Annotated in this window: 18 protein-coding genes; 10 read left to right on the forward strand and 8 right to left on the reverse strand. The window is 62.8% G+C overall.

Features of this window, described 5'->3' with window-relative positions:
• Positions 1 to 14: 14 nt before the first annotated feature.
• Positions 15 to 2183: a glycosyltransferase gene (locus ACEQXE_RS02885; protein WP_370177400.1), complete on the reverse strand. Its 2169-nt coding sequence runs from the start codon at positions 2181 to 2183 to the stop codon at positions 15 to 17.
• Positions 2184 to 2462: 279 nt separating this feature from the next.
• Between ACEQXE_RS02885 and ACEQXE_RS02890 the strand changes: the two genes are divergently transcribed.
• The 6 genes from ACEQXE_RS02890 (at position 2463) to phoB (ending at position 8732) form a co-directional block, all read left to right on the forward strand.
• A complete protein-coding gene (locus ACEQXE_RS02890; RefSeq protein ID WP_370177402.1) occupies positions 2463 to 3728 on the forward strand; it encodes a sensor histidine kinase in 1266 nt (421 codons plus the stop codon).
• A 146-nt stretch (positions 3729 to 3874) separates the two neighbouring features.
• Positions 3875 to 5260: a phosphate ABC transporter permease subunit PstC gene (pstC, locus tag ACEQXE_RS02895; RefSeq protein WP_370177403.1), complete on the forward strand. Its 1386-nt coding sequence runs from the start codon at positions 3875 to 3877 to the stop codon at positions 5258 to 5260.
• Positions 5260 to 6528, forward strand: a complete 1269-nt coding sequence (pstA, locus tag ACEQXE_RS02900; RefSeq protein WP_370177405.1) for a phosphate ABC transporter permease PstA — start codon at positions 5260 to 5262, stop codon at positions 6526 to 6528. The genes pstC and pstA overlap by 1 nt, the downstream gene beginning before the upstream one ends.
• A 14-nt stretch (positions 6529 to 6542) precedes the next feature.
• The gene (pstB, locus tag ACEQXE_RS02905) at positions 6543 to 7313 is read left to right on the forward strand and encodes a phosphate ABC transporter ATP-binding protein PstB (protein ID WP_370177422.1); all 771 of its coding nucleotides are present in this window, start codon (positions 6543 to 6545) and stop codon (positions 7311 to 7313) included.
• On the forward strand, positions 7310 to 7987 hold the full coding sequence (phoU, locus tag ACEQXE_RS02910; RefSeq protein ID WP_370177406.1) for a phosphate signaling complex protein PhoU: 678 nt from the start codon (positions 7310 to 7312) through the stop codon (positions 7985 to 7987). The genes pstB and phoU overlap by 4 nt, the downstream gene beginning before the upstream one ends.
• A 55-nt stretch (positions 7988 to 8042) precedes the next feature.
• Positions 8043 to 8732, forward strand: coding sequence for a phosphate regulon transcriptional regulator PhoB (phoB, locus tag ACEQXE_RS02915; RefSeq protein WP_370177408.1), 690 nt, complete (start codon positions 8043 to 8045; stop codon positions 8730 to 8732).
• Positions 8733 to 8935: 203 nt separating this feature from the next.
• Here phoB and ACEQXE_RS02920 read toward each other — a convergent pair whose 3' ends face one another.
• The 3 genes from ACEQXE_RS02920 to ACEQXE_RS02930 are packed head-to-tail and all read right to left on the reverse strand — an operon-like array spanning position 8936 to position 12415.
• The gene (locus tag ACEQXE_RS02920; RefSeq protein ID WP_370177410.1) at positions 8936 to 9703 is read right to left on the reverse strand and encodes an extensin family protein; all 768 of its coding nucleotides are present in this window, start codon (positions 9701 to 9703) and stop codon (positions 8936 to 8938) included.
• 40 nt (positions 9704 to 9743) lie between these two features.
• Positions 9744 to 11177 carry a UdgX family uracil-DNA binding protein gene (locus tag ACEQXE_RS02925; protein WP_370177412.1) on the reverse strand — a complete coding sequence of 478 codons (1434 nt, stop codon included), beginning with the start codon at positions 11175 to 11177 and terminating at the stop codon, positions 9744 to 9746.
• On the reverse strand, positions 11174 to 12415 hold the full coding sequence (locus ACEQXE_RS02930) for a putative DNA modification/repair radical SAM protein (RefSeq protein ID WP_370177413.1): 1242 nt from the start codon (positions 12413 to 12415) through the stop codon (positions 11174 to 11176). Before ACEQXE_RS02930 ends, ACEQXE_RS02925 begins: the two co-directional genes overlap by 4 nt.
• 148 nt (positions 12416 to 12563) lie before the next feature.
• On the opposite strand from ACEQXE_RS02930, the gene ACEQXE_RS02935 reads away from it, so the two are divergent.
• Both ACEQXE_RS02935 and ACEQXE_RS02940 read left to right on the forward strand, forming a co-directional pair.
• Entirely contained in the window at positions 12564 to 12878 is a 315-nt protein-coding gene (locus ACEQXE_RS02935; protein ID WP_370177415.1) for a hypothetical protein, read from the forward strand.
• Between the two features lie 90 nt (positions 12879 to 12968).
• A complete protein-coding gene (locus ACEQXE_RS02940) occupies positions 12969 to 13451 on the forward strand; it encodes a pyridoxamine 5'-phosphate oxidase family protein (protein WP_370177416.1) in 483 nt (160 codons plus the stop codon).
• A 64-nt stretch (positions 13452 to 13515) separates the two neighbouring features.
• Here the strand turns inward: ACEQXE_RS02940 and ACEQXE_RS02945 are convergent, their stop codons facing one another.
• Positions 13516 to 15096 (reverse strand): amino acid permease, encoded by a 1581-nt coding sequence (locus tag ACEQXE_RS02945; RefSeq protein ID WP_370177417.1) that lies wholly within the window; start codon positions 15094 to 15096, stop codon positions 13516 to 13518.
• Positions 15097 to 15195: 99 nt separating this feature from the next.
• Positions 15196 to 16677, reverse strand: a complete 1482-nt coding sequence (locus ACEQXE_RS02950; RefSeq protein ID WP_370183676.1) for a sodium-dependent transporter — start codon at positions 16675 to 16677, stop codon at positions 15196 to 15198.
• Between the two features lie 77 nt (positions 16678 to 16754).
• On the opposite strand from ACEQXE_RS02950, the gene panB reads away from it, so the two are divergent.
• Complete coding sequence (gene panB / locus ACEQXE_RS02955) at positions 16755 to 17627, forward strand: 3-methyl-2-oxobutanoate hydroxymethyltransferase (RefSeq protein WP_370177419.1); 873 nt, start codon at positions 16755 to 16757, stop codon at positions 17625 to 17627.
• Between the two features lie 54 nt (positions 17628 to 17681).
• The gene (locus ACEQXE_RS02960; RefSeq protein ID WP_370177420.1) at positions 17682 to 18740 is read left to right on the forward strand and encodes a DUF475 domain-containing protein; all 1059 of its coding nucleotides are present in this window, start codon (positions 17682 to 17684) and stop codon (positions 18738 to 18740) included.
• Here ACEQXE_RS02960 and prsR read toward each other — a convergent pair.
• Positions 18737 to 20113 carry a PEP-CTERM-box response regulator transcription factor gene (gene prsR, locus ACEQXE_RS02965; protein WP_370177424.1) on the reverse strand — a complete coding sequence of 459 codons (1377 nt, stop codon included), beginning with the start codon at positions 20111 to 20113 and terminating at the stop codon, positions 18737 to 18739. The genes ACEQXE_RS02960 and prsR overlap by 4 nt on opposite strands.
• Positions 20113 to 21001: ATP-binding protein (locus ACEQXE_RS02970; RefSeq protein ID WP_370177421.1), on the reverse strand; the 889-nt coding region annotated here is incomplete at its 5' end. The genes prsR and ACEQXE_RS02970, both read right to left, overlap by 1 nt.

Consider the following 21001-nt stretch of genomic DNA (forward strand, 5'->3'; position numbering starts at 1 on the left):
GCACGCGATGCCGGTCACTCGGTCCCCACCAGATCACGGCGAGCTATCGGAGCATCCAGCGGGATCGCGCTGGCCCCATCGCGCACGTCGGCGATCTGCGGCTTCCATTCGGCAAAATGGGTCAGCGCCGCGGCAAGGCTGCGCGGCGGAATATCCCGCTCGGCGCCGAACAGCGTGATCGCGCAGGTGCCCTTCCTCCCGATCCGCCTGCGCAGCTTGCGCATCCGCTTGGGCGTCACCAGACCCCGTTCGACCAGCAAATCGCCCAAGCGGCGATAGGGCGCGCGCAGCTTCACACGGATCGCCTGCGCGCTCCCCACAGGATCGGGCATATGCAGCGCCTGCTGCGCAATCCGCTGCTCCACCAGAGCATCTTCCCGCGTCCCGGCGAAACGCACCGCGTAGGCAATCTCCGCGAGCGAGGCGACGGCAAAACTCGGGCGCACGATCCGCGCCTTGCGCAGGGCTGCCCTCAGCGCCTTCCATTCGCGCTTGCTGAAATCCTCCCCGATCAGGACCTGGGTACCGGCATCGCTGCGCCGGGCGAGCACGCCGAAACGCTCGCATTCCTCACGCGGCAGGAGCGCAAACAGATCCTCATTCAGCGCGCCATCGATCGCAACGAAGGGAAGGCTCAGCCGCTCGGCCAGGGCTTCGGCAATATGCTCGGGGCGGGACAGGCCGAGGTCCTGCACGCTCAACGCAAGGCGCCGACCGGTTGCCTTGGCATAGTCGCACGCACGCTTGGCATCGGCCGCCGACAACCGGCCCGCATGGTGGAGAATATCGGTCACCTTCGGGCGACCGCTCAGCACAAGTGCGGTGGTCGGGAACTGATGGTCGGTCTTGTCCCACGCCACCTTGCGCTGTTTCAGCTTGAACCCGAAGAACTGCTTGGTCGCGCGGGCCAGCGAGTGGAACGCGACGAAATTGCCGAGCACCACACGAGCCGGGCTCATCAATCCGGCAACCAGCCCGTGGATGCGCCCCGTCATGATCATTCTCTGTGCAAGCCTGTTTACGAGGAAGCCCAGGTCGATCGCGATGATCGTCAGCACCCATTCCGCCTCGATCAACGGAGGCAGGGTCGCCAGCTCAGGCCATACCCAGCACAGGGTCTGCGCGAGCAGGACCAGCGCCGCGAGCACGTAGGCGATAATCACCGAGACCGCACCGAACAGGATCTTGCGGTCGCGATAGAGGAAGTAGCGGTTCCACGCGCTCCCGTACCATCCCAGCTTGCGCCACCCGAAGAACACGATGCCCAGCATCCAGCGGGTCTTCTGCCGGACCGAGGGCGTGTACAGGTGGGGGAAGAGTTCGCGCGTGGCGACAATCTCGCCCTCTTTCGTGCGGTGCCACACGAACATGGAGCGATGGCCCATTTGCGCGAGCCGGTGCGAGATGTCGTAATCCTCCACCAGGCTGCTGGCGTCGAAGATCGGCCCCTCATGCTCCAGCGCAGTGAACGCTTCGCGCGCAAACGCGGTCGCCACGCCGGATGAAGGTACCTGGCGGTTGACCCGGGAACGCAGCCACATCTCCTTGGAGTGCAATTCCGCGAACTCGTCCATATAGGTGCCAGCGACCAGGTGATGCCATTTGCGGTTCAGGGAGAGCACCGGCAGCTGCACCATGCTGGCGAACTCGATGTACCAGTTCATCACCTTGAGGGCCATCGGATGGACCACGTCTTCGGCGTCGTGCAGCACGGTGAAGCCGAAGCGGATGCCTTCGCGCTGCTCGTAGGCCCGCGATGCGCCGACCAGCTGGTTCAGCGCATCCGCCTTGGAAGTTGGCCCGGGCCGTTCGAGCACCACCATCTGGACCTGGCTCGTCTCCTCCGCCGCCTTGCGCACTTCATCCTGGGTTGCGGCATCATTGGGATAGACCGCCACGAAGATGCGAAAATTGCGGTAGTTCATCGTCCCGCCGAGACGTCGGAGCATCGCGGCGATCACTGCGTCTTCCTGCCATGCGGGCACGAAGATGGCCGCCCACTGCTCTGCCTTGGTTTCCAGCATGGCATCGGTGGGCTTGCGCTCGCGCGTTGTCAGGCGTGCGACCAACCAGCTCAGATCAAGGAATGTGTCATCTAGACCATTCAGGAAAATGACGAGCGCAGCACCCGCGATCGCACAGCCGAGCACAGCCCAGCCTTCGATCAGCAAGATGCTGGCCATCTCCATTTTCCCTGTCGTCTCCTCGCATTTCGGTGCAACCCGGAATGACGATAGGGAGCGATCCTGACTGCCAGATTAAGGCGGAAATGTGTCACAATGGCGGTGAAGCGTTATCCACAACCGATGAGTTGAGTTCAATGCGGCATAAATAAGGCAGACCCGGGCAAAAATGCATGGGCTCGCTCCGTACCGTCTTTCCCGCAAAAAAAGATTCCACAGGACAGTACGAACCCCCTCACGGCACTGGTGAAACAAGGAGAATCACCCTAGGCACGCATTATGCACAAACCGCTCACACTGCCCTGGGCGGGCTTGATGATCGCTGGTGCGAGCGGTGTGCTGCTCGCCATGGCAGGCGTCTCGGCCCCCTATGTCGTCGCAGTTATGGTCGTCTGGGCGCTTACCCTTCTGATCAGCCAGCCACCGGAACAGGAGCTCCAGTCCGGGCGCGAGCCGGAAGGCCTCTCCCGCCGCAATCTTGCCGGGATGATAGAGAACGCGCACTCCCCGCTCCTGCTTGTCGACGACATGCGGGTGGTGATTGCCAATGGATCGGCCCGCGCGCTGTTGGGCCATCATGTCGTTGGCCAGGATATCAGGGTTGCGATCCGCCATCCGCGTGCGATCGAGCTGATGAACAGCGATCGGCATGGCGAGGCTGTTGTGACCGGGCTGGTCCGGCGAAAGGATGTCTGGCGGGTCAGCCGTTATGCCGTGGACGAGCGGACCTCTGTCATCGAGCTGATCTCCAAGACTGCCGAAACGGACATCAGCCGCGCGCATACCGATTTCGTCGCCAATGCCAGCCACGAACTGCGCACGCCGCTGTCCTCGATCATCGGCTATGTCGAGACGCTCAGCGAGCATCCCGAGGATATCGACGAAGAGACGGCCAGGAAATTCCTTGATACGATCCACCGCGAGGCAAGGCGCCTGCAGAATCTCGTCAGCGACCTCATGTCGCTTTCCCGGGTCGAAGCCGAAAAGCACGATCGCCCCGATGCACCGGTCGATCTGAACCAGATCGTCGAACGCGCCGCACGCGAGGGAGCGGGTGCAGACCGCGCGGACCGCCTGCAGTACGAGCAATCTGGAGAGTTCAAGGTCCTCGGGGATCCGCAGCAGCTGGAACAGCTGGTGCGCAACCTGGTCGATAATGCGTTGAAATACGGCCGCGCGGAAAGCCCCGTGATCGTCCGCCTGAGCGAATCGGCAATGGGCGAAGCGAAACTGGAGGTCGAGGATCGCGGTGAAGGGATAGAGCCCGAGCATCTACCCCACCTGACCCGGCGGTTCTATCGAACGGATCCGGGGCGCAGCCGCATGTCGGGCGGTACCGGACTGGGCCTCGCGATCGTGAAGCATATCGTGGAACGGCACCACGGCAGGCTCGATATCGAAAGCGAAGTTGGGCAAGGCACCACGGTAACAGTGCGCCTCCCGCGAGACGGAATTGTCAAACCGCCCGCCCCGCCTGTGGCCACCGAACCTGTTGCCGAAGCGACAGACCAGAAAACTTCCAGAGGAGCTCCGTCAAACTTGTAGCAAAGTGTCATCACACTGACACATAATTTCAACAATCGCTGACGCGCGAAGCCCCAGAGTGGTGGCACACGTGATCATGCAGTCCTGGCGATGTCGCGTATTAATGCGGCTCCACCGAATGAGGGTTGAGGAAAACCACGCAAGCAATGTCTCCCGCGTTTCTTCTTCTATTGGCAATCGGACTTGGTCTGGCCGGATGGCTGGCCGGGCGGGCAAAGGCGCGCGCATTCACCGAAAACGTCGGGCTGCGCAGCGTGACATCGCGCCCGGGCTATCATGCGTGGTTCGTCGCGATCTGGGTAGCTGTTCCCCTCCTTCTATTCGCCGTGATCTGGAATGTGCTCTCGCCGATCCTGATCGAACAATGGGTCCTCGCATCGCCGGCTGCGGACAGCCTGCCCGGTTTCGGGTTCCAGAGGCAGGCCATGCTGGCCGAGGCGCGCGCAGTCGCCGCAGGGCATGCGCCGGGGGTCTTCAATCCCGACGCGCAGGCATTGGTACAGCCATTTCGCGAAGCGCAGCAGTTCTACACCCTCGTCGGGTTCGGGTTCGGCATCGCGATGGCCGCAATCCTGGGCCTGTGGGCCTATAGCCGCCTCAAGCCCACCTTTGCGGCCCGCGTGAAGGTGGAGCGTGCCGTAATGGCGGCGCTGCTGATCGCATCGCTTGTCGCGATTCTCACCACCTTCGGCATCCTTGCGAGCCTCATTTTCGAGACGATCCGCTTCTTTGGCATGGTCTCGCCGGTCGATTTCCTGTTCGGGCTGAGTTGGAACCCCGATCCGATGGCCAACCCGGATGCACCGCAGGGCGACCGCTATGGTGCCATCCCACTGTTCTGGGGGACGATCTTCATCGGCGCGATCATCGCCATGATCGTGGCAATTCCGCTGGGCATGATGAGCGCGATCTACCTCACGCAATATGCCAGCCCCCGCTGGCGCAAGATCATCAAGCCCGCGTTGGAGATTCTCGCGGGTGTCCCCACGGTCGTGTACGGCTATTTCGCTGCGTTGACCGTTGCGCCGATGATCCGCGATGCGGCCCAGGCGGTCGGCATCGCGAATGCCTCTTCGGAAAGCGCGCTGGCTGCAGGCCTCGTCATGGGCGTGATGATTATCCCCTTCGTATCCTCGATGGCGGACGATTCGATCGCTGCCGTGCCCAGCGCGATGCGCGATGGCAGCCTGGCGATGGGTGCGACCCAGTCCGAAACGATCAAGCGCGTGCTGATTCCTGCGGCGCTGCCAGGCATTGTGGGCGGCGTGATGCTGGCCGTCAGCCGCGCGATTGGCGAGACGATGATCGTGGTGATGGCCGCGAGCACGGCTGCCAACCTGAGCGGGAACCCGCTCGAAGCGATGACCACGGTGACCGTCCAGATCGTGGCCCTGCTCACCGGCGAAGGCAGTTTCGATCATCCCGCCACGCTCAGCGCGTTCGCGCTCGGGTTCGTCCTCTTCATGGTGACGCTAGCCCTGAACTTCATTGCGCTGCGCGTCGTCAAACGCTTCCGGGAGGCGTATGAATAATGACTGATACAGCGGCTCCCGCAAATGACGGTCAACCCACCCGCACCGCCGCTTTCGAAAAGCGGCTGAAGCAGCGTTACGCGCAGGAGCGGCGCTTCAAGCTGTTCGGCCTGTTTGCGATTCTCGTTTCGATCGCGATCCTGTTCGTCCTGCTCGGCAACATGACCATGAACGGGATCGGAGGCTTCCAGCGCGCCGAGCTGCAAGTGCCGGTCGATTTCTCAAGTTCCGGTCTGGCGGGCGATGAAGCCACGCTCAGCGAGCCTAGCGCGGTCCAGATGCTGGAGATGCAGGGCCTGCCCCAGATCGTCGCCTTCGCAGCCGAGCAGAACCTGGGTGAAGCCGGCGCGGACCAGTTGAGCGAACATGCCTGGCGGCAAGTCGCAGAAGCCGTGCGGGAAGACCCGCTCCTCATCCAGCGCAACCAGACTTTCTGGCTTCCTGCGAGTGGCGATCTAGCACGCGGGCTGGACGGCGAAGGCGCGGCAGAGATGCAGGCGCTCGCCGCCGAGCTTGAACGCAGCGGCAAACTGGAGAAGCGCCTCGACTGGGGTTTCCTCACCCGATCCGACGCCACCGATCCGCAGCAAGTGGGCGTCTGGGGGGCGCTCAAGGGGTCGATCCTGACCATGATCGTCACCCTTGCCCTGGCGTTCCCGATCGGCGTCCTCGCGGCGCTCTATCTCGAAGAATATGCTCCCAAGAATCGCTGGACGGACATCATCGAGGTTTCGATCAACAATCTCGCAGCCGTCCCTTCGATCATCTTCGGCCTGCTGGGGCTGGCCGTGTTCCTCACGATCTTTCCCAATATGCGCTCCGCCCCGCTGATCGGCGGGATGACGCTGGCGCTGATGACCATGCCGGTCATCGTCATTTCCGGGCGCAATGCGATCAAGGCGGTGCCGCCTTCGATCCGCGACGGGGCGCTGGCAGTGGGCGCCTCACCCGTGCAGGTGGTGTTTCATCACGTTCTGCCGCTGGCCCTGCCCGGCATCCTGACGGGAACGATCATCGGCATGGCGCGCGCGCTGGGCGAAACCGCGCCCCTGCTGCTGATCGGGATGCGTGCGTTCGTGGCGACCCCGCCCGACGGGTTCACCGCACCCGCGACCGTTCTGCCGGTGCAAATCTTCCTGTGGTCGGATGAAATAGACCGAGGCTTCATCGAACGGACCAGTGCGGCGATTATCGTGCTACTGGTATTCCTCCTCGTGATGAATGCCCTTGCCATCTACCTGCGCAACAAGTTCGAGAAAAGCTGGTGACTGTAATTCACGACATGGACGATACGGCCGAACCGAAGATGCGCGCACGCGACGTCTCGGTCTATTACGGTGACAAGAAGGCAATCGACGATGTGTCGATCGACATCCCGACCAAATTCGTCACCGCATTTATCGGCCCGTCGGGTTGCGGAAAATCCACTTTCCTGCGCACTCTGAACCGCATGAACGACACGATCCCTTCGGCCCGTGTCGAGGGCGATATCGAGCTCGACGGCGAAGACATCTACTCCAGCGGAATGGATGTCGTGCAACTGCGCGCGCGCGTCGGCATGGTGTTCCAGAAGCCCAATCCGTTTCCGAAGTCGATTTACGACAATATTGCCTACGGGCCCAAGATCCACGGGATTGCCGCCAGCAAGGGCGAACTGGACGAGATCGTCGAGAAATCGCTCCAGCGCGCGGGTCTGTGGAACGAGGTCAAGGACCGGCTCGGCGAATCGGGCACCGCACTCTCCGGCGGCCAACAGCAGCGCCTGTGTATTGCGCGCGCCATCGCGGTCGATCCCGAGGTGATCCTGATGGACGAGCCGGCATCCGCGCTCGATCCCATCGCCACGGCGAAGATCGAGGAACTGATCGACGAGCTTGCAGGCCGCTATGCCATCGTGATCGTCACCCACTCTATGCAGCAGGCCGCCCGCGTTTCGCAACGCACCGCCTTTTTCCACCTCGGCAAGATGGTGGAATACGGACCCACAGACCAGATCTTGACCAATCCGCTGGAAGAGCGGACCAAAGACTATATCACCGGACGCTACGGATGATTGCCGAACACACAGTCAAAGCCTTCGACGAGGACATCACGCGGTTGCGCGGGCTCATCACCGAGATGGGCGGCCTCGCGGAAACCGCTCTGGAAGGCGCGCTCGATGCGCTGATCCGCGGCGACGAGGAGCTTGCCGAGCGGATCGTTGCCGATGATCGCAAGCTCGACACCCTGGAAGCGGAAGTCGACCGGCTCGCCGTCAAGATCATCGCCCTGCGCGCGCCCATGGCGGACGACCTGCGCGAAGTGATCGCCGCGCTGAAGATCGCCGGCGTGGTGGAACGGATCGGCGACTATTCCAAGAACATCGCCAAGCGCGTCGGCCGCATTGAAGGGCGCAGCCGTTTCGAACCGCTGACCCTGCTGCCCGCGATGGCCGATGTCGCTGCGGAAATGGTTCACGACGTGCTGACGGCCTATGCCGCGCGCGACCCTGCTCTGGCGCTGGAAGTGATCGCATCGGACAAGAAGGTCGATGCGTTCTACAATTCGGTTTTCCGCAACCTTGTCAGCCATATGGTCGAAAATCCTGCGACGATTTCGAGCGCTGCCCAGCTGCTGTTCGTCGCCCGCAATATCGAACGGATCGGCGACCATGCGACGAACGTGGCCGAAATGGTCTATTTCTCGGCCACGGGTTCCTACCCGCTTGATGACGACGACGATAATTGACTAGCCATCCTCGCGTGCTGACCCATGCGAAGAACAGCGAATTGCGAGATATCCGGTGCCTGCAGCAAAGCTGATCCTGGTTGAAGACGATCCGGCGCTTGCCGAACTCCTCGAATTCCGATTCGCGAACGAAGGCTACCAGGTTCGCGTCACCGCCGATGGTGACGAAGCGCTGCTGATGGCGAGCGAGGACGTGCCCGACCTGATCATCCTGGACTGGATGATCGAAGGCACCAGCGGTATCGAGGTGTGCCGCCGCCTGCGCAGGGACAAGGAAACCGCCCACGTCCCGATCATCATGCTGACCGCGCGCGAGGCGGAAGACGACCGTGTGCGCGGGCTGGAAACGGGCGCGGACGATTACCTGACCAAGCCCTTCTCCCCGCGCGAACTGCTCGCCCGCGTGGCTGCCGTGATGCGTCGCATCCGCCCCGCCCTTGCCGGCGAAACCATCGAAGTCGGCGATATCCGGCTTGATCCGGTGGCGCACAAGGTGGAGCGTCGCGGACGTGCGCTGCAACTGGGGCCTACCGAATACCGCCTGCTCAAGTTCTTCATGGAGAGCCCGGGCCGCGTGTTCAGCCGCGGCCAGCTGCTCGACGGGGTGTGGGGCACGGGCAGCGATATTGAACTGCGCACGGTCGACGTGCACATCCGCCGCCTGCGAAAGGCGCTGGAGCTGGATGGCGCGAAAGACCCGATCCGCACGGTCCGTTCGGCCGGATATGCGCTCGAAGCGGTCTGACCGCGCATCCTGCCGCATGCTCCGTCGCGCGGATTGCACCCTGCCCTGAAACACCTGACACAGTGTTATAGTCCGAAAAACAGGACCCGTACGCGGCCACCTTTTGACGTGTACGAAGGGGCTGCGTTCGCGTTGCGGCATCCGGCGAACCTCGCATAGTCGCAAGCCTGTAGGACAGCACAAATGCGTGCCCTCGATCTTTGCTAGCGGCAGACCCCGCCGAAGCCGCGCGCTTCCTGGTCGAGGTGGAAGTGATCGCGGTGCGCCTCGTTGTAATCGGGCGAAAGCACGGTTCCGAACGCACTACACGCCCCGTCGCGAACCCTGCGCAGGAATTGCGCACGATCATCGTCGACATCCCAGCGATTGACGATCGCGATGCGCGTGCCATCGTCCAGCACGAACGCCGCGATGTCGATCGCATTGCCGGTTGCGTGCTGGCTCCACGGCCCCTCATCGCGCCCATAGAGGCGGCGGCAGGAAAAGCTCCCGAAATGCTCGATCCGGGCCACCTCCTGCCCGAAGATCTCCTGCGCGGCCGGTTGCACACTGTCACGCCGCCATATCTCGAGCGCTGCCGCCATAGCGCAGGTCGTTACGGCCCGCTCCCCCGCATAGGGAAAATCATCGAGCCGCGTGCGGTTGTCGCGCAGGCACGGCGCCTCCCCCAGCGGTTCGAGAGAGGTGAACGCGACTTCACTGCGCGTCAGGACCGCACGGCATTCTCCCGCGTCGTCGCGCAGGGCAATGATCTTGTCCTGTGTAGCCCAGCCTGCCGGATCGCGCAGGTCGAGCGGCGCCCATGGATCGTGCTGCGGATGCTCGGCCAGCCATGCGCGCGCGCCAACAAATGCAGCCAGCAGGCCGAGTGCCACCAGCACCCATTTGTCGGCCCGGAAATCCGCCGAAGCCCTGGCAATCCCGGCGCGGTTCAGGAGCGTCTCCAACTGGCGAACGAAATTGGGCATCATCCAACGAAACCACGGGGCCGCAGAACGATCCTCGAACGGTTCAGCCGACAAGTTCGCCGAGCCGCTTGCGAACAGCGGCCAGGTCGGCATCGAAGAGTGCAGCCTGCTTCTCGCGCGCTTCGCCGTCGAGCCGCAGGAGGTAGGAAGGGTGCGCGGTAATCCATAATTCGCTGCCGTCTTCCAGCGCAATTGGCGCGCCGCGCACCTTCGAGATGCTCACCGTCTTTCCCAGCATGCCGCGCGCCGCACTAGCCCCCATGGCCAGCACCAGCTTCGGCTTCACCAGCGCACGCTCACCCTCCATCCACCAGCGGCAGGTGTCGATCTCCTTCGCGGTCGGGCTTTGATGGAGCCGCCGCTTGCCGCGCATGGTGAACTTGAAGTGCTTGACCGCATTGGTGACGTACGCACGCCCACGGTCAATCCCCGAGCGTTCAAGATGCACATCCAGCAGTTGTCCGGCAGGGCCGACGAAGGGCCTGCCTTCCTGATTCTCGACATCGCCCGGCTGCTCGCCGACGATCATCAGGAGAGCATCCGAAGGCCCCTCGCCCATCACCGCGCGATTCTCCAGGCAGCCGATGGGGCACTTGCGGCACGCTTCGATAGCCGACCCGATCGCTTCCAGGCTCTCCGGCCGTTCCTCGAAACTCAACTCGCCTGCCGCTACCATCTCGCTCTCGCGCTTCTGCGCGCCCGCGACCAATTCGGGAATGAGCGCGGCTTCGGGCAGGTTCTTCCAGTATTTGCGCGGCATTTCGGAGAGCATCGCCCCCACCTTCAAACGCGCGGGGTTGAAGATCGACGCATAATAGGTGCGCCACAAATCCTCGATCGGATCGCCGTGGGGCGCATCGGACTTCTGCGCGGGCGGGCCTTCGCGCATCGTTTCGCCATCCCAGTGCAGCGTCCCCTGCGGCGTCAGGATCGACCAGCGCATGCTGGCAAAGCGCCGCATGAAGAAGCCCGCATTGGCGCGCAGGATGTGATGCTCGGGCTCGAACCAGGCGACGTAATGATCCACCCCATCCGCCTCTTCGACCTGCCGGAAGCGCACGAAGGCGTGCATCTTGTGGCTGTCGCGTCGGACATTCTTGTCGAGTTCCTCCACGCGGCGCACATCGACATCGGCCTTATCCTCCATGATCCGCGGATTGCGCTGGAGCCGCCAGAGAAGCCGATAGAGCAGCGAGAAGCGGTTCGGGTCGCTATGCAGCGCGGCGTTCTTCGCGAGGCTAAGGTAGCGCTTGCCGGCGCGAACAGGCGGCGCATTGGCGGGTGGTTCGGGCAAACGCGTGCCGCTACTAGAAAAAAGATCGTCGGTTCCGCCCGGCTCCACCCATGCGATCCTTTCTGGCGGGATATCGCACTGGATCAACGCACGCGCCCGCTCTCGCCAGAAGGCAAAGTCGTCGCTGCGCGGCAGCTGGACCACGTAATGCGCTTGAGCCCTGACGTTTTGCATCGCCGTCATGCCGCGAACAGCTCCAGCTGCTCGGTCTTGGGTGCCAATAGCGTGCGCAGGTCCGCGCGATCCGTCAGTCGCGTCGGCCGCCAGTCCACCGTGCAGATAAAGGGCCGCACCTTGGCAATCGAGAAGGTCAGCCGAGCCACATCGTCCAGCCTGAGGGTGCGGTGGCGGCGCGAGGCGAGGATGCGCTGCACCGCCTTCACCCCCAGCCCCGGCACGCGCAGCAGGTCTTCCCTGCTCGCGCGGTTCACGTCGACCGGGAAGCGTTCGCGGAATTTCAGCGCCCAGGCGAGCTTGGGATCAATATCGAGCGGCAGGTTCCCGTCGGCTTCGGTTGCCTGCATAATCTCCTGCGGGCGGTAATTATAAAACCGCAACAGCCAGTCGGACTGGTACAAGCGATGCTCGCGGATCAGCGGAGGGCGCTTCAGCGGCAGCACGGCCGAAGCATCGGGGATCGGCGAGAAGGCGCTATAATAGACGCGGCGCAGGCCGAAATTGTCGTACAACCGGCTTGCCCGTCCCACGATATCCGCATCGCTTGCCGCATCTGCGCCAACGATCATCTGGGTGGACTGGCCGGCAGGCGCAAAGCGCGGCGCGTGCTTGAAACGCTTTTTCGCGTCCTTTGCCTCGACGATATCGTCCTTCGTCTTGCCCAGCGCGCCTTCGATCTGCCGCGCGTCCTTGTCCGGCGCAAGGCGCGTTAGCCCCGCATCGGTCGGCAACTCGACATTGATCGAGACGCGATCGGCATAGAACCCGGCGCGATGGATGATCTCCGGGTCGGCCTCGGGGATCGTCTTCAGGTGGATATAGCCACGGAAATCGTGCTCCTCGCGCAATATCCGCGCAGCCTCCACGATCATTTCCATTGTATGGTCGCTGCTCTTGATGATGCCCGAAGAGAGGAACAGTCCCTCGATATAATTGCGGCGATAGAAACTGAGCGTCAGGTCCGCGACTTCCTGCGGGGTGAAACGCGCGCGCCGCACGTTCGAGCTCTTACGGTTGATGCAGTAGTGGCAATCGAAGATGCAGTGGTTGGTCAGCAGGATCTTCAGCAGGCTGATGCACCGCCCGTCCGGCGCATAAGCATGGCAGATGCCCATGCCTTCGGTACTACCGATCCCGCCCTTCGTGCTGTTGCGTTTCGCGGTGCCAGACGATGCGCAGGACGCGTCATATTTGGCCGCATCGGCAAGGATCTTGAGCCGGTCGAGGATCGGGGCATTTGCCATCCGTTCTTTATATGTTCCCTGCCCTTCCGTGCCTAGCCCCCCGTGAAGAAAAATCTGCAATTCAGTAACTTGGACTTATGCACAACCCCCATTGCGATCTTGCAACTGTCATCTCGATGACGCATGATGTTATCGGAGGAGAGGCAATATGGACGATCTTTCGATCACCTCGGGCCTGACCAACCGCTTGTGGCGGGTGGCATTGTGGGGTTCTGTCGTCGCCATTCTCATTGCCCCGTTGCTGGCGATGCAGTTCACCGGCGAGGTTCATTGGACACCCTTCGATTTCGGCGTGGCTGCCGTGCTGCTGGGCGCGACCGCGCTGGCGATCGAGCTCGCAATCCGGCTGATCGGGCGCCCGACATTCTGTGTGGCCGCGGTGCTCGCGATCCTGGTCGCGCTGGTGCTGGTCTGGGCCGAACTGGCGGTGGGCATTTTCGGGACGCCTTTCGCGGGGTCCTGACGCCTATTTTCCCGCGATGGCGGCGAGATAGCGCCTCTTTACGAAACAAACCCGGCCTGTCGCTCGTTCTCTCCGCGAAGGAGAAAACACATGCGTTACAAAGACGGCAAGGCCGCGGAACTCAAAGAGAAATTCTGGGCCGAACTGGCCGATCGCCCCTACATCTTCCTGCAGCTGGATGGTGTGTCCGACAGCGCGGTGCCCATGGCCCCGCAGCTGGACAAGGATGCCGATAGCGCGATCTGGTTCTTCACCCATACCAAGAGCGATTTCGTCCGCCTCGGCCCTGTCACCGCGACTTTCCAGGGCAAGGATATGATGTTCGCCCGCTTCCACGGCACCTTGGTGAGGGAAGAAAGCCAGGAACGCTTCGACCACTTCTGGAACAATTTCGTGAAGGCCTGGTACGATGGCGGCAAGGACGATCCAGATATCGTCTTCCTGCGGATGGACCTTGGCGAGGCCGAGATCTGGGACGGTGATATGGGCGTGCTAGACGTCGCCAAGATGGCGTTGGGCATGAATGTGCACGAGGATGCAGAGAAGGATCACGTCAAGGAAACCGCGCTCTAGGCCGGATTACCCCACTAGCACATAAAAGGGGCGCGACCTGCGAAGGCCGCGCCCCCTTTCTACGTCATGCAGGCGGCGGGTCGATCGGGACCATCGTGGCATCGCCCGCCACATCGTCCACCACTTCGACTATTCCGCGCCCGAGATGGCTGCGGGAACGGCTATAGGCGAAATAGATCACGATCCCGATCAGGCCCCACCCAGGCAGGAACAGCATCGCGTCGTATGGCAGGTTCAGGAACAGGAATACGCAACCCGCCATCGTGAGCGGCGCGATCACCCACGCCGCAGGCACCCGGAACGCGCGCTTGCGCGCAGGATCGCGCCGGCGCAGCACCAGCAGCGCAATAGCCACCATCATGAAGGCATAAAGAGTGCCCGCGTTGGAGATATCGGCCAGCTTACCTACGGGGAAGAACGCCGCGCCGATGGCCACTGCGCCGCCGGTCATCAAGGTGACGACATGGGGCGTCTTGAACTTCGGGTGCACCCGGCTGAGCTTTTCCGGCAGCAAACCGTCGCGCGCCATCACGAAGAAGATGCGCGTCTGCCCGTATATCAGCACCAGGATGACCGACGGTAGGGCGAGGAAGGCAGCGATGCCCAGCAGGTTGCCGATGCTCGACCACCCGATCTGGCGCAGCACATGCGCCAGTGCCTCATTCGAGCAAACGAGCGGTAGCTGGTCCGCCGCATAGGTCGCGCATTGGCGGGCAAGCTCTTCCGAACCAGCGGGAAATGGTACGCCGTTCGGCCCCATGATGGGCTGCCCCCCGATCGTGCCGATGGCACCCGCGGCGACGAGAATGTAAAACACGGTGCAGAACAGCAGCGATCCGACCAGCCCGATGGGGACATTGCGCTGCGGGTTCTTGGTCTCCTCCGCCGCGGTGGAGACTGCATCGAACCCCACATAGGCGAAGAAGATGGTCGCCGCAGCGCCGACCGCGCCCAGCCCAGACCCAAATCCACCGAACACGCCTGCCGGCAGGAACGGATTGAAATGGCCCGCATCGAAAGCAGGGCTGGTGAAGGTCAGCGCGATGAACGCGGTCAACGCGGTAACCTTGATGAGGACCAGCACCGCATTGAACTTGGCGCTCTCGCTCGTTCCGACCACCAGCAGGCCAGTGACCAGCAGCGCTATGATTAGGGCAGGCAGGTTGATCAGCCCGCCCGGCGCTCCTCCCAGCGCCAGCGGTCCGGCGGCGAGCCACGGCGGCAACTGGATGCCGAGCAGTTCGTTGAGGAATGTCCCGCTAAAATAGCCCGACCAGCCGACCGAAACGGCAGCGGCGGCGATCGCGTATTCCATAATCAGCGCCCAGCCCACGGTCCACGCGAGGAACTCGCCCATGCTGGCATAGCTGTAGGTGTAGGCGGAGCCCGCGACCGGGATCATCGAGGCGATCTCGGCATAACAGAGCGCTGCGATAATGCATACGCCCCCGGCAATGGCGAAGGCCAGCATCAGGCCGGGTCCGGCCTTTTGTGCGCCCGCTGCGGTAAGGACGAATATCCCCGTGCCGATAACGCAGCCGATGCCGAACAGCATCAACTGGAACCAACCGAGGGAGCGATGGAGAGACTTCTTCTCCGCCGTCGCCAGAATGGCGTCGAGCGGCTTCACGCGGCCGAAAATCATGGGCGCAGGTCCACGGTCCGAAAGCGAGACCACCTCGCCCTGCCGACCGCGTCTGCGCTAATATTTCGATTCGGCGACTTCGGGAAGCCGGATTCGTAATCAGCCGAGGATGCTCGGGAACAATCCGGTTACCAGAATGATGGTCACAGCGATGGGGCACAGCCATGCGATGAGGAAGCGCCACAGCGCGAACCATCCGCCGCTCAGGCCGGTAACCTTCTGCACCATCCGCCTGTCGACACGCCACCCGACGAACAGCGAGGTCAGCAACGCACCCAGCGGCAGCATCACCTTGCCGGTGAAGCCGTCGATCGTGTCGAGGATGTCGGTCTCGGCAAACAGCGGCCAAAAACTCAGGATGCGGACATCGGACCACACATTGTAGCCGAGCAGGCAAGCAATCCCGACTACGAACGCGCCCACGCCGAACACCGTAGCCGACATCGAACGTTTCCAGCCCAGTTCGCCGATCCCCCAAGCGGTCGGCACCTCCAGCAGCGAGATCGAGCTGGTTACCGCTGCGACCAGGATCAGCACGAAGAACAGGAAACCGATCAGCGACCCGGCCGGCATAGACTGGAACGCGAAAGGCAGGCTCTGGAACACCAGCGTCGGGCCCGCTGCCGGGTCCAGACCCACGGCGAATACGACCGGGAAGATCATCATGCCCGCGAGGAGGGCCACGCCGGTATCGGCCACCGCGATCATGGCAGAGGTCCCGCCGAGCCCTTCCGAACCCTTGATGTAGGAACCATAGGTAATCAGCCCGGCCACACCGAGTGAGAGCGAGAACAGCGCCTGGCCGAGCGCCGCGTTCATCACTGTCGGCGTCAATTTGGACCAGTCGGGCGTGAACAGGAAGGCGAGCGTATCGGTGAGATCGCCGACCACTGCGCCGTAGATCGTGATCCCCACCAGCAGCACGAAGAACATCGGCATCAGGATGGTCGCTGCCTTCTCGATCCCCGAATGTACCCCGCGCGCGACGATGAAAAGGGTCAGCCCCATGAATGCCAAGTGCATCGCCAGCAGTAGCCCGGGGTTGGCAAACAGATCGCCCATGCGGCCCTGAATCATTTCCTGGCTTTCACCCATCAGCGCACCGCGGAACGGGTCGCCCGCGCCAATCGCCTGGATCAGGTCCATCCCGAAGACGCCAACGTAGTAGAGCACCCAGCCCGCGACGACCGAATAAAAGGACAGGATCAGGAAGGCTGCAATCGCTCCGATGCCGCCGAAAATCCCCCAGCCTTCCGAAACGTTCGAATCCTGGGCAACCTTGCGGATCGACCCGACAGCGTCGGTTTGCCCTGCCTTCCCGATGAAAATCTCCGACAGCACCAGCGGCAGCCCCAGCAGGAAAACGCAGGCAATGTAGAAGATCACGAAGGCCCCGCCCCCGCTCTCGCCTGCCAGCGTCGGAAAACGCCAGATATTGCCGAGGCCAACCGCCGCGCCAATGGCGGCGAGTATAAATGCCGAGCGCGAAGACCAGCCTTCGCCCGTGGCAGTCGATTGTGCGACCATGAAATTGCTCTCCCTGCCGCAGTCAGGCTCGCGGCCAGCCGTTCGATTGGTCACGCTTTTGCAATGATTCTGCGCCCGCGTCGAGGGGTTCGCTTTGCGTTTGTCCCAATGTCGGTCTAGCACGCCGCGCTATGTCGACCACATTCCAGCTCGATACGGCGACCAGCCGCGCGACCCCCACCCCGCAGCCGATGAAGCGGCTGACGGTGCCCAAAATCCAGAACCGCAAGGCCGATGGCAAAACCCAAGAGCCGCTGGTGATGCTGACGGCCTATACCGCCAGGCAGGCACAGCTGCTCGACGCGCATTGCGATATCCTGCTTGTCGGGGATTCGCTGGGGCAGGTGATCTACGGCCTGCCCTCGACCTTGCAGGTCACGCTGGACATGATGTGCGCGCATGGCGCCGCAGTTGTTCGCGGCAGCTATCACTCGGTCGTGGTGGTGGACATGCCCTTCGGCGCTTACGAGCAGAGCCCGGAAAAAGCCTTTCAAAGCGCCAGCCGGATCATGGCCGAAACCGGCTGCGCGGCGGTGAAGCTGGAAGGCGGCGAAGCAATGGCGGAGACAATTTCCTTCCTCTCCCAGCGCGGCATTCCCGTGATGGCGCATGTCGGCCTCACCCCGCAGGCGGTCAACGCACTGGGCGGTTATGGCGCACGCGGTCGCAGCCAGGAGGAACACGCCAAGATCATCTCGGACGGCAAGGCGGTGCAGGAAGCCGGAGCCTTTGCGGTTGTGGTCGAGGGCGTGGTCGAGCCGATTGCGGTTTCGCTCACGCAAGCGCTCGAAATCCCGGTCATCGGCATCGGCGCTTCGGCGCAGTGCGACGGGCAGGTTCTGGTGGTGGACGACATGCTCGGCATGTTCGAACGCGTACCGCGCTTCGTGAAGAAATACGGCAACTTGGCCGATGAAATTACCGACAAGGTCGAACAATACGCGAAGGAGGTGCGCGAACGCAGCTTCCCGACAGCGGACCAGACATACCAGCCCAAAAAGTAGCCAAACCTGCCAGAGCGGCCCCTATAGCCGACACCAGCACGGACACAGAATGTCGTGAACACCCTTTTCAAGCACTACAGCGGCTCGTTGATCTTCACCCTCGTCTGCTTCATCGCAGCGGGGGTTTATGCATGGAACATCTCCGGCACGGCCGAAGGCGTGGCACAGGTCCTCTGGATCGTCCTCGTCCTCTCGATCCTGGAGGTATCGCTCAGCTTCGATAATGCGGTCGTCAACGCAACCGTGCTGCGGGAAATGGACGAGAAATGGCAGCGCAGGTTCCTGACCTGGGGCATCCTGATTGCGGTGTTCGGGATGCGGATCATCTTCCCGCTGGCCATTGTCGCCATCGCAGCGAACCTCGACCCACTCTCCGCCATCAACCTCTCGCTCAACGATCCGGAACGCTACGAGGCGATCGTCAGTAGCGCCCATGTCGGTATTGCAGGGTTCGGCGGGGCCTTCCTGACCATGGTCGGGCTCAACTTCTTCTTCGACGGGGAGAAGGATGTCGACTGGATTCGCGGGCTGGAGCTGGCACTGCGCCGCTTCTCGGAGATCAGGGCAGCCGAAATCGGTGTCCTGCTGCTGATCCTGTACGGCATCTCGACGATGCTGACGGACGCCGATGCGATGGTATTTCTCACCTCGGGCATCCTCGGCCTGGTCACTTACATCGCAGTCGATGCGGTCGGCACCGTGCTCGACAAGATGGAGCGCCGCAAGCTTGCCGAAGGCGCCGTGCGGTCGGGCCTCGGCGGGTTCCTTTACCTTGAGGTGCTGGACGCCAGCTTCAGCTTCGACGGGGTGATCGGCGCCTTCGCGCTTTCCAACAACATGCTGATTATCGCCATCGGGTTGAGCATCGGCGCGCTGTTCGTGCGTTCGATGACTGTGCACCTCGTTCGCGCGGGCACGCTGACCAAGTACCGGTTTCTGGAACACGGCGCCTTCTGGGCGATCATCGCGCTCGGCCTCATCATGTTGCTATCGGCCAAATTCCATATTTCGGAGAGCTTTACCGGCCTGATCGGCGCGGTGCTGATCGGCCTCTCCCTCGCATGGTCGATGCGATACAATCGCAGGCACGGGGCGGAAGTCGACCAGATCTAATTTTGCAGGTCGTACTGCTTGAGCAGGTCGTACAGCGTCGGGCGTGACACGCCGAGCAGCTTGGCGCTGCCCGAGATATTGCCTTCGGTTCGCGCGAGCGCACGACGGATAACCTTGCGGTCCACCTGTTCGCGCGCGCATTTGAGGTTGAGCGCGTCCAGCACATCCGTTTGTGGCGGAACAAGGTCCAGATCCTCCGCCGATACCAGCTTGCCATCCGCCATGATGACCGCACGTTTCACGCGGTTTTCCAGCTCGCGGACATTGCCCGGCCAGTCATGCGTGTCGAGCGCGGCCAGCGCATCGGGCGCGAAGCCCTTCACCGCCGGGTTCATCTCGCGCGCAAAGCGGGTGAGGAAGGCCTTGGCCAGCAATCCCGCATCGCCCGGGCGCTCCGCCAGTGAGGGGATGCTGACGACGATTTCCGCGAGGCGATAATACAGATCGTCGCGGAATGTCTGTTCGGCGATCATGGCGTCGAGATCGCGGTGCGTTGCGCACACGATCCGCGTGTCGACCGGGATCGCCTTGCGCCCGCCGATGCGCTCGATCGTGCGTTCCTGCAGGAAGCGCAACAGCTTGACCTGCAAGGGCAGCGGGATGTCGCCCACCTCGTCCAGGAACAGCGTGCCGCCGTGCGCGCACTCGATCTTGCCCTCGGTGGTCTTGACCGCGCCGGTAAAGGCGCCCTTCTCGTGCCCGAACAGCTCGCTTTCGAGCAGGTTTTCGGGGATCGCGGCGCAGTTGATCGCCACGAACGCACCACCGCGCCGCGGGCTCGCATCGTGCAGGCCGCGCGCCAACAGTTCCTTGCCCGTCCCGCTCGCACCCAGCAGCATGATCGATGCATCCGTGTTGGCGACACGTTCGATCGTGCGGGCGACCTTCACCATCTCCGGCGCCCCGGTGATGAGTGTACCGAGCACGGTCTTGTCCTTGCCGACCTTCTCCGCAAGCCGGCGGTTCTCCGCCTCGATCCGATGGAGATTGAGCGCGCGCGTCACGATCAGCTCCAGCGCCGCGATATCGACCGGCTTGCTATAGAAATCGTAGGCCCCGGCAGCGATGGCATCGAGCGCGCTCTCCCGCGCGCCGTGGCCACTGGCAATAATCACCTTGGTCTGCGGGCTCTGCGCCATGATCGCATCGAGCACGCCAAAGCCTTCGCTCGTCCCGTCGGGATCGGGCGGTAGGCCCAGATCGAGCGTGACGACGGGCGGCATCTCGGCCCGCAGGATCGTCAGCGCCTCGTCGCGCGTCCCGGCGACGAAGACTTCGAAACCTTCGAACGCCCATTTGAGCTGCGTCTGCAGCCCTTCGTCATCCTCGACGATCAGCAGCTTGGGCCGCGATTCCGGTTTGTGTTCGCTCATCATGCCGCCTCTTGCGTGAATATGTCGTCTGGTTGTGCGCTCGACCCGCTGGTCGGCAATTCGATGGTGAAACGTGTGCCGAGCCCGACGCGCGACTGGACCTGCAAGCGTCCGCCCATCGCGCGCACGAGTTCACGCGCTTCGAGCGCGCCGATCCCGAACCCGCCCTGCTTGGAGCTTACGAATGGCGCGTACAGCTTGTCGCGAATGAAGGCCGCATCCATGCCCTCGCCCACGTCGACAATGTCGATCAGCGCGCGCCTGCCCTCGCATTTCATGGATACGCAGACCGGAACGCCATCGGGGCTCGCCTCGATCGCATTCTGGATAAGGTGGACGAGCGCCTGCTCCAGACCCTCGCGGTCGCCGCGCACTATGCATTCTTCAAGGCCTGCCAGTTCCACCCGATCGCTCAAATCGAAACGCGTGCCGACCTCGCGTACCAGTGCAGTCAGATCGACGTCGCCGACCTTCGCTTCGCGACCGGTCCCGTAGCGTCCCAGACGATGGATCAGCGCGTTCAGCTTGTCCGTGCTCGTGCCCAGCGTCTTCACCATGTCCGCACGGAAAGCGGGATTTTCTGCATGGCGCTGCGCATTGTGCGACAGCAGCGAAAGCTGGCTGGCAAGGTTCTTGATATCGTGCAGGACGAAAGCCATCCGGCGATTGAACTCGTCGAACCTTGCCGCCTCCATCAGCGCGCGCTGCCCTGCCTGTTCGGAAAGATAGCTGGCGAGCTGCCGCCCCACGACCGTGAGGAGGTCGAAATCCTCCCAATCGAGCTGCCTGTCGATAAGCGGCCTGCCGAGCAGGACCGCCCCTTGCAGCCGGTCGAAATGGCGCAGCGGGACAATCGCCCACGCCGTGCTGTCGCCATCGAGCCATGCT

It is taken from the genome of Alteriqipengyuania sp. (assembly GCF_964222115.1).
Classification (GTDB): domain Bacteria; phylum Pseudomonadota; class Alphaproteobacteria; order Sphingomonadales; family Sphingomonadaceae; genus Alteriqipengyuania.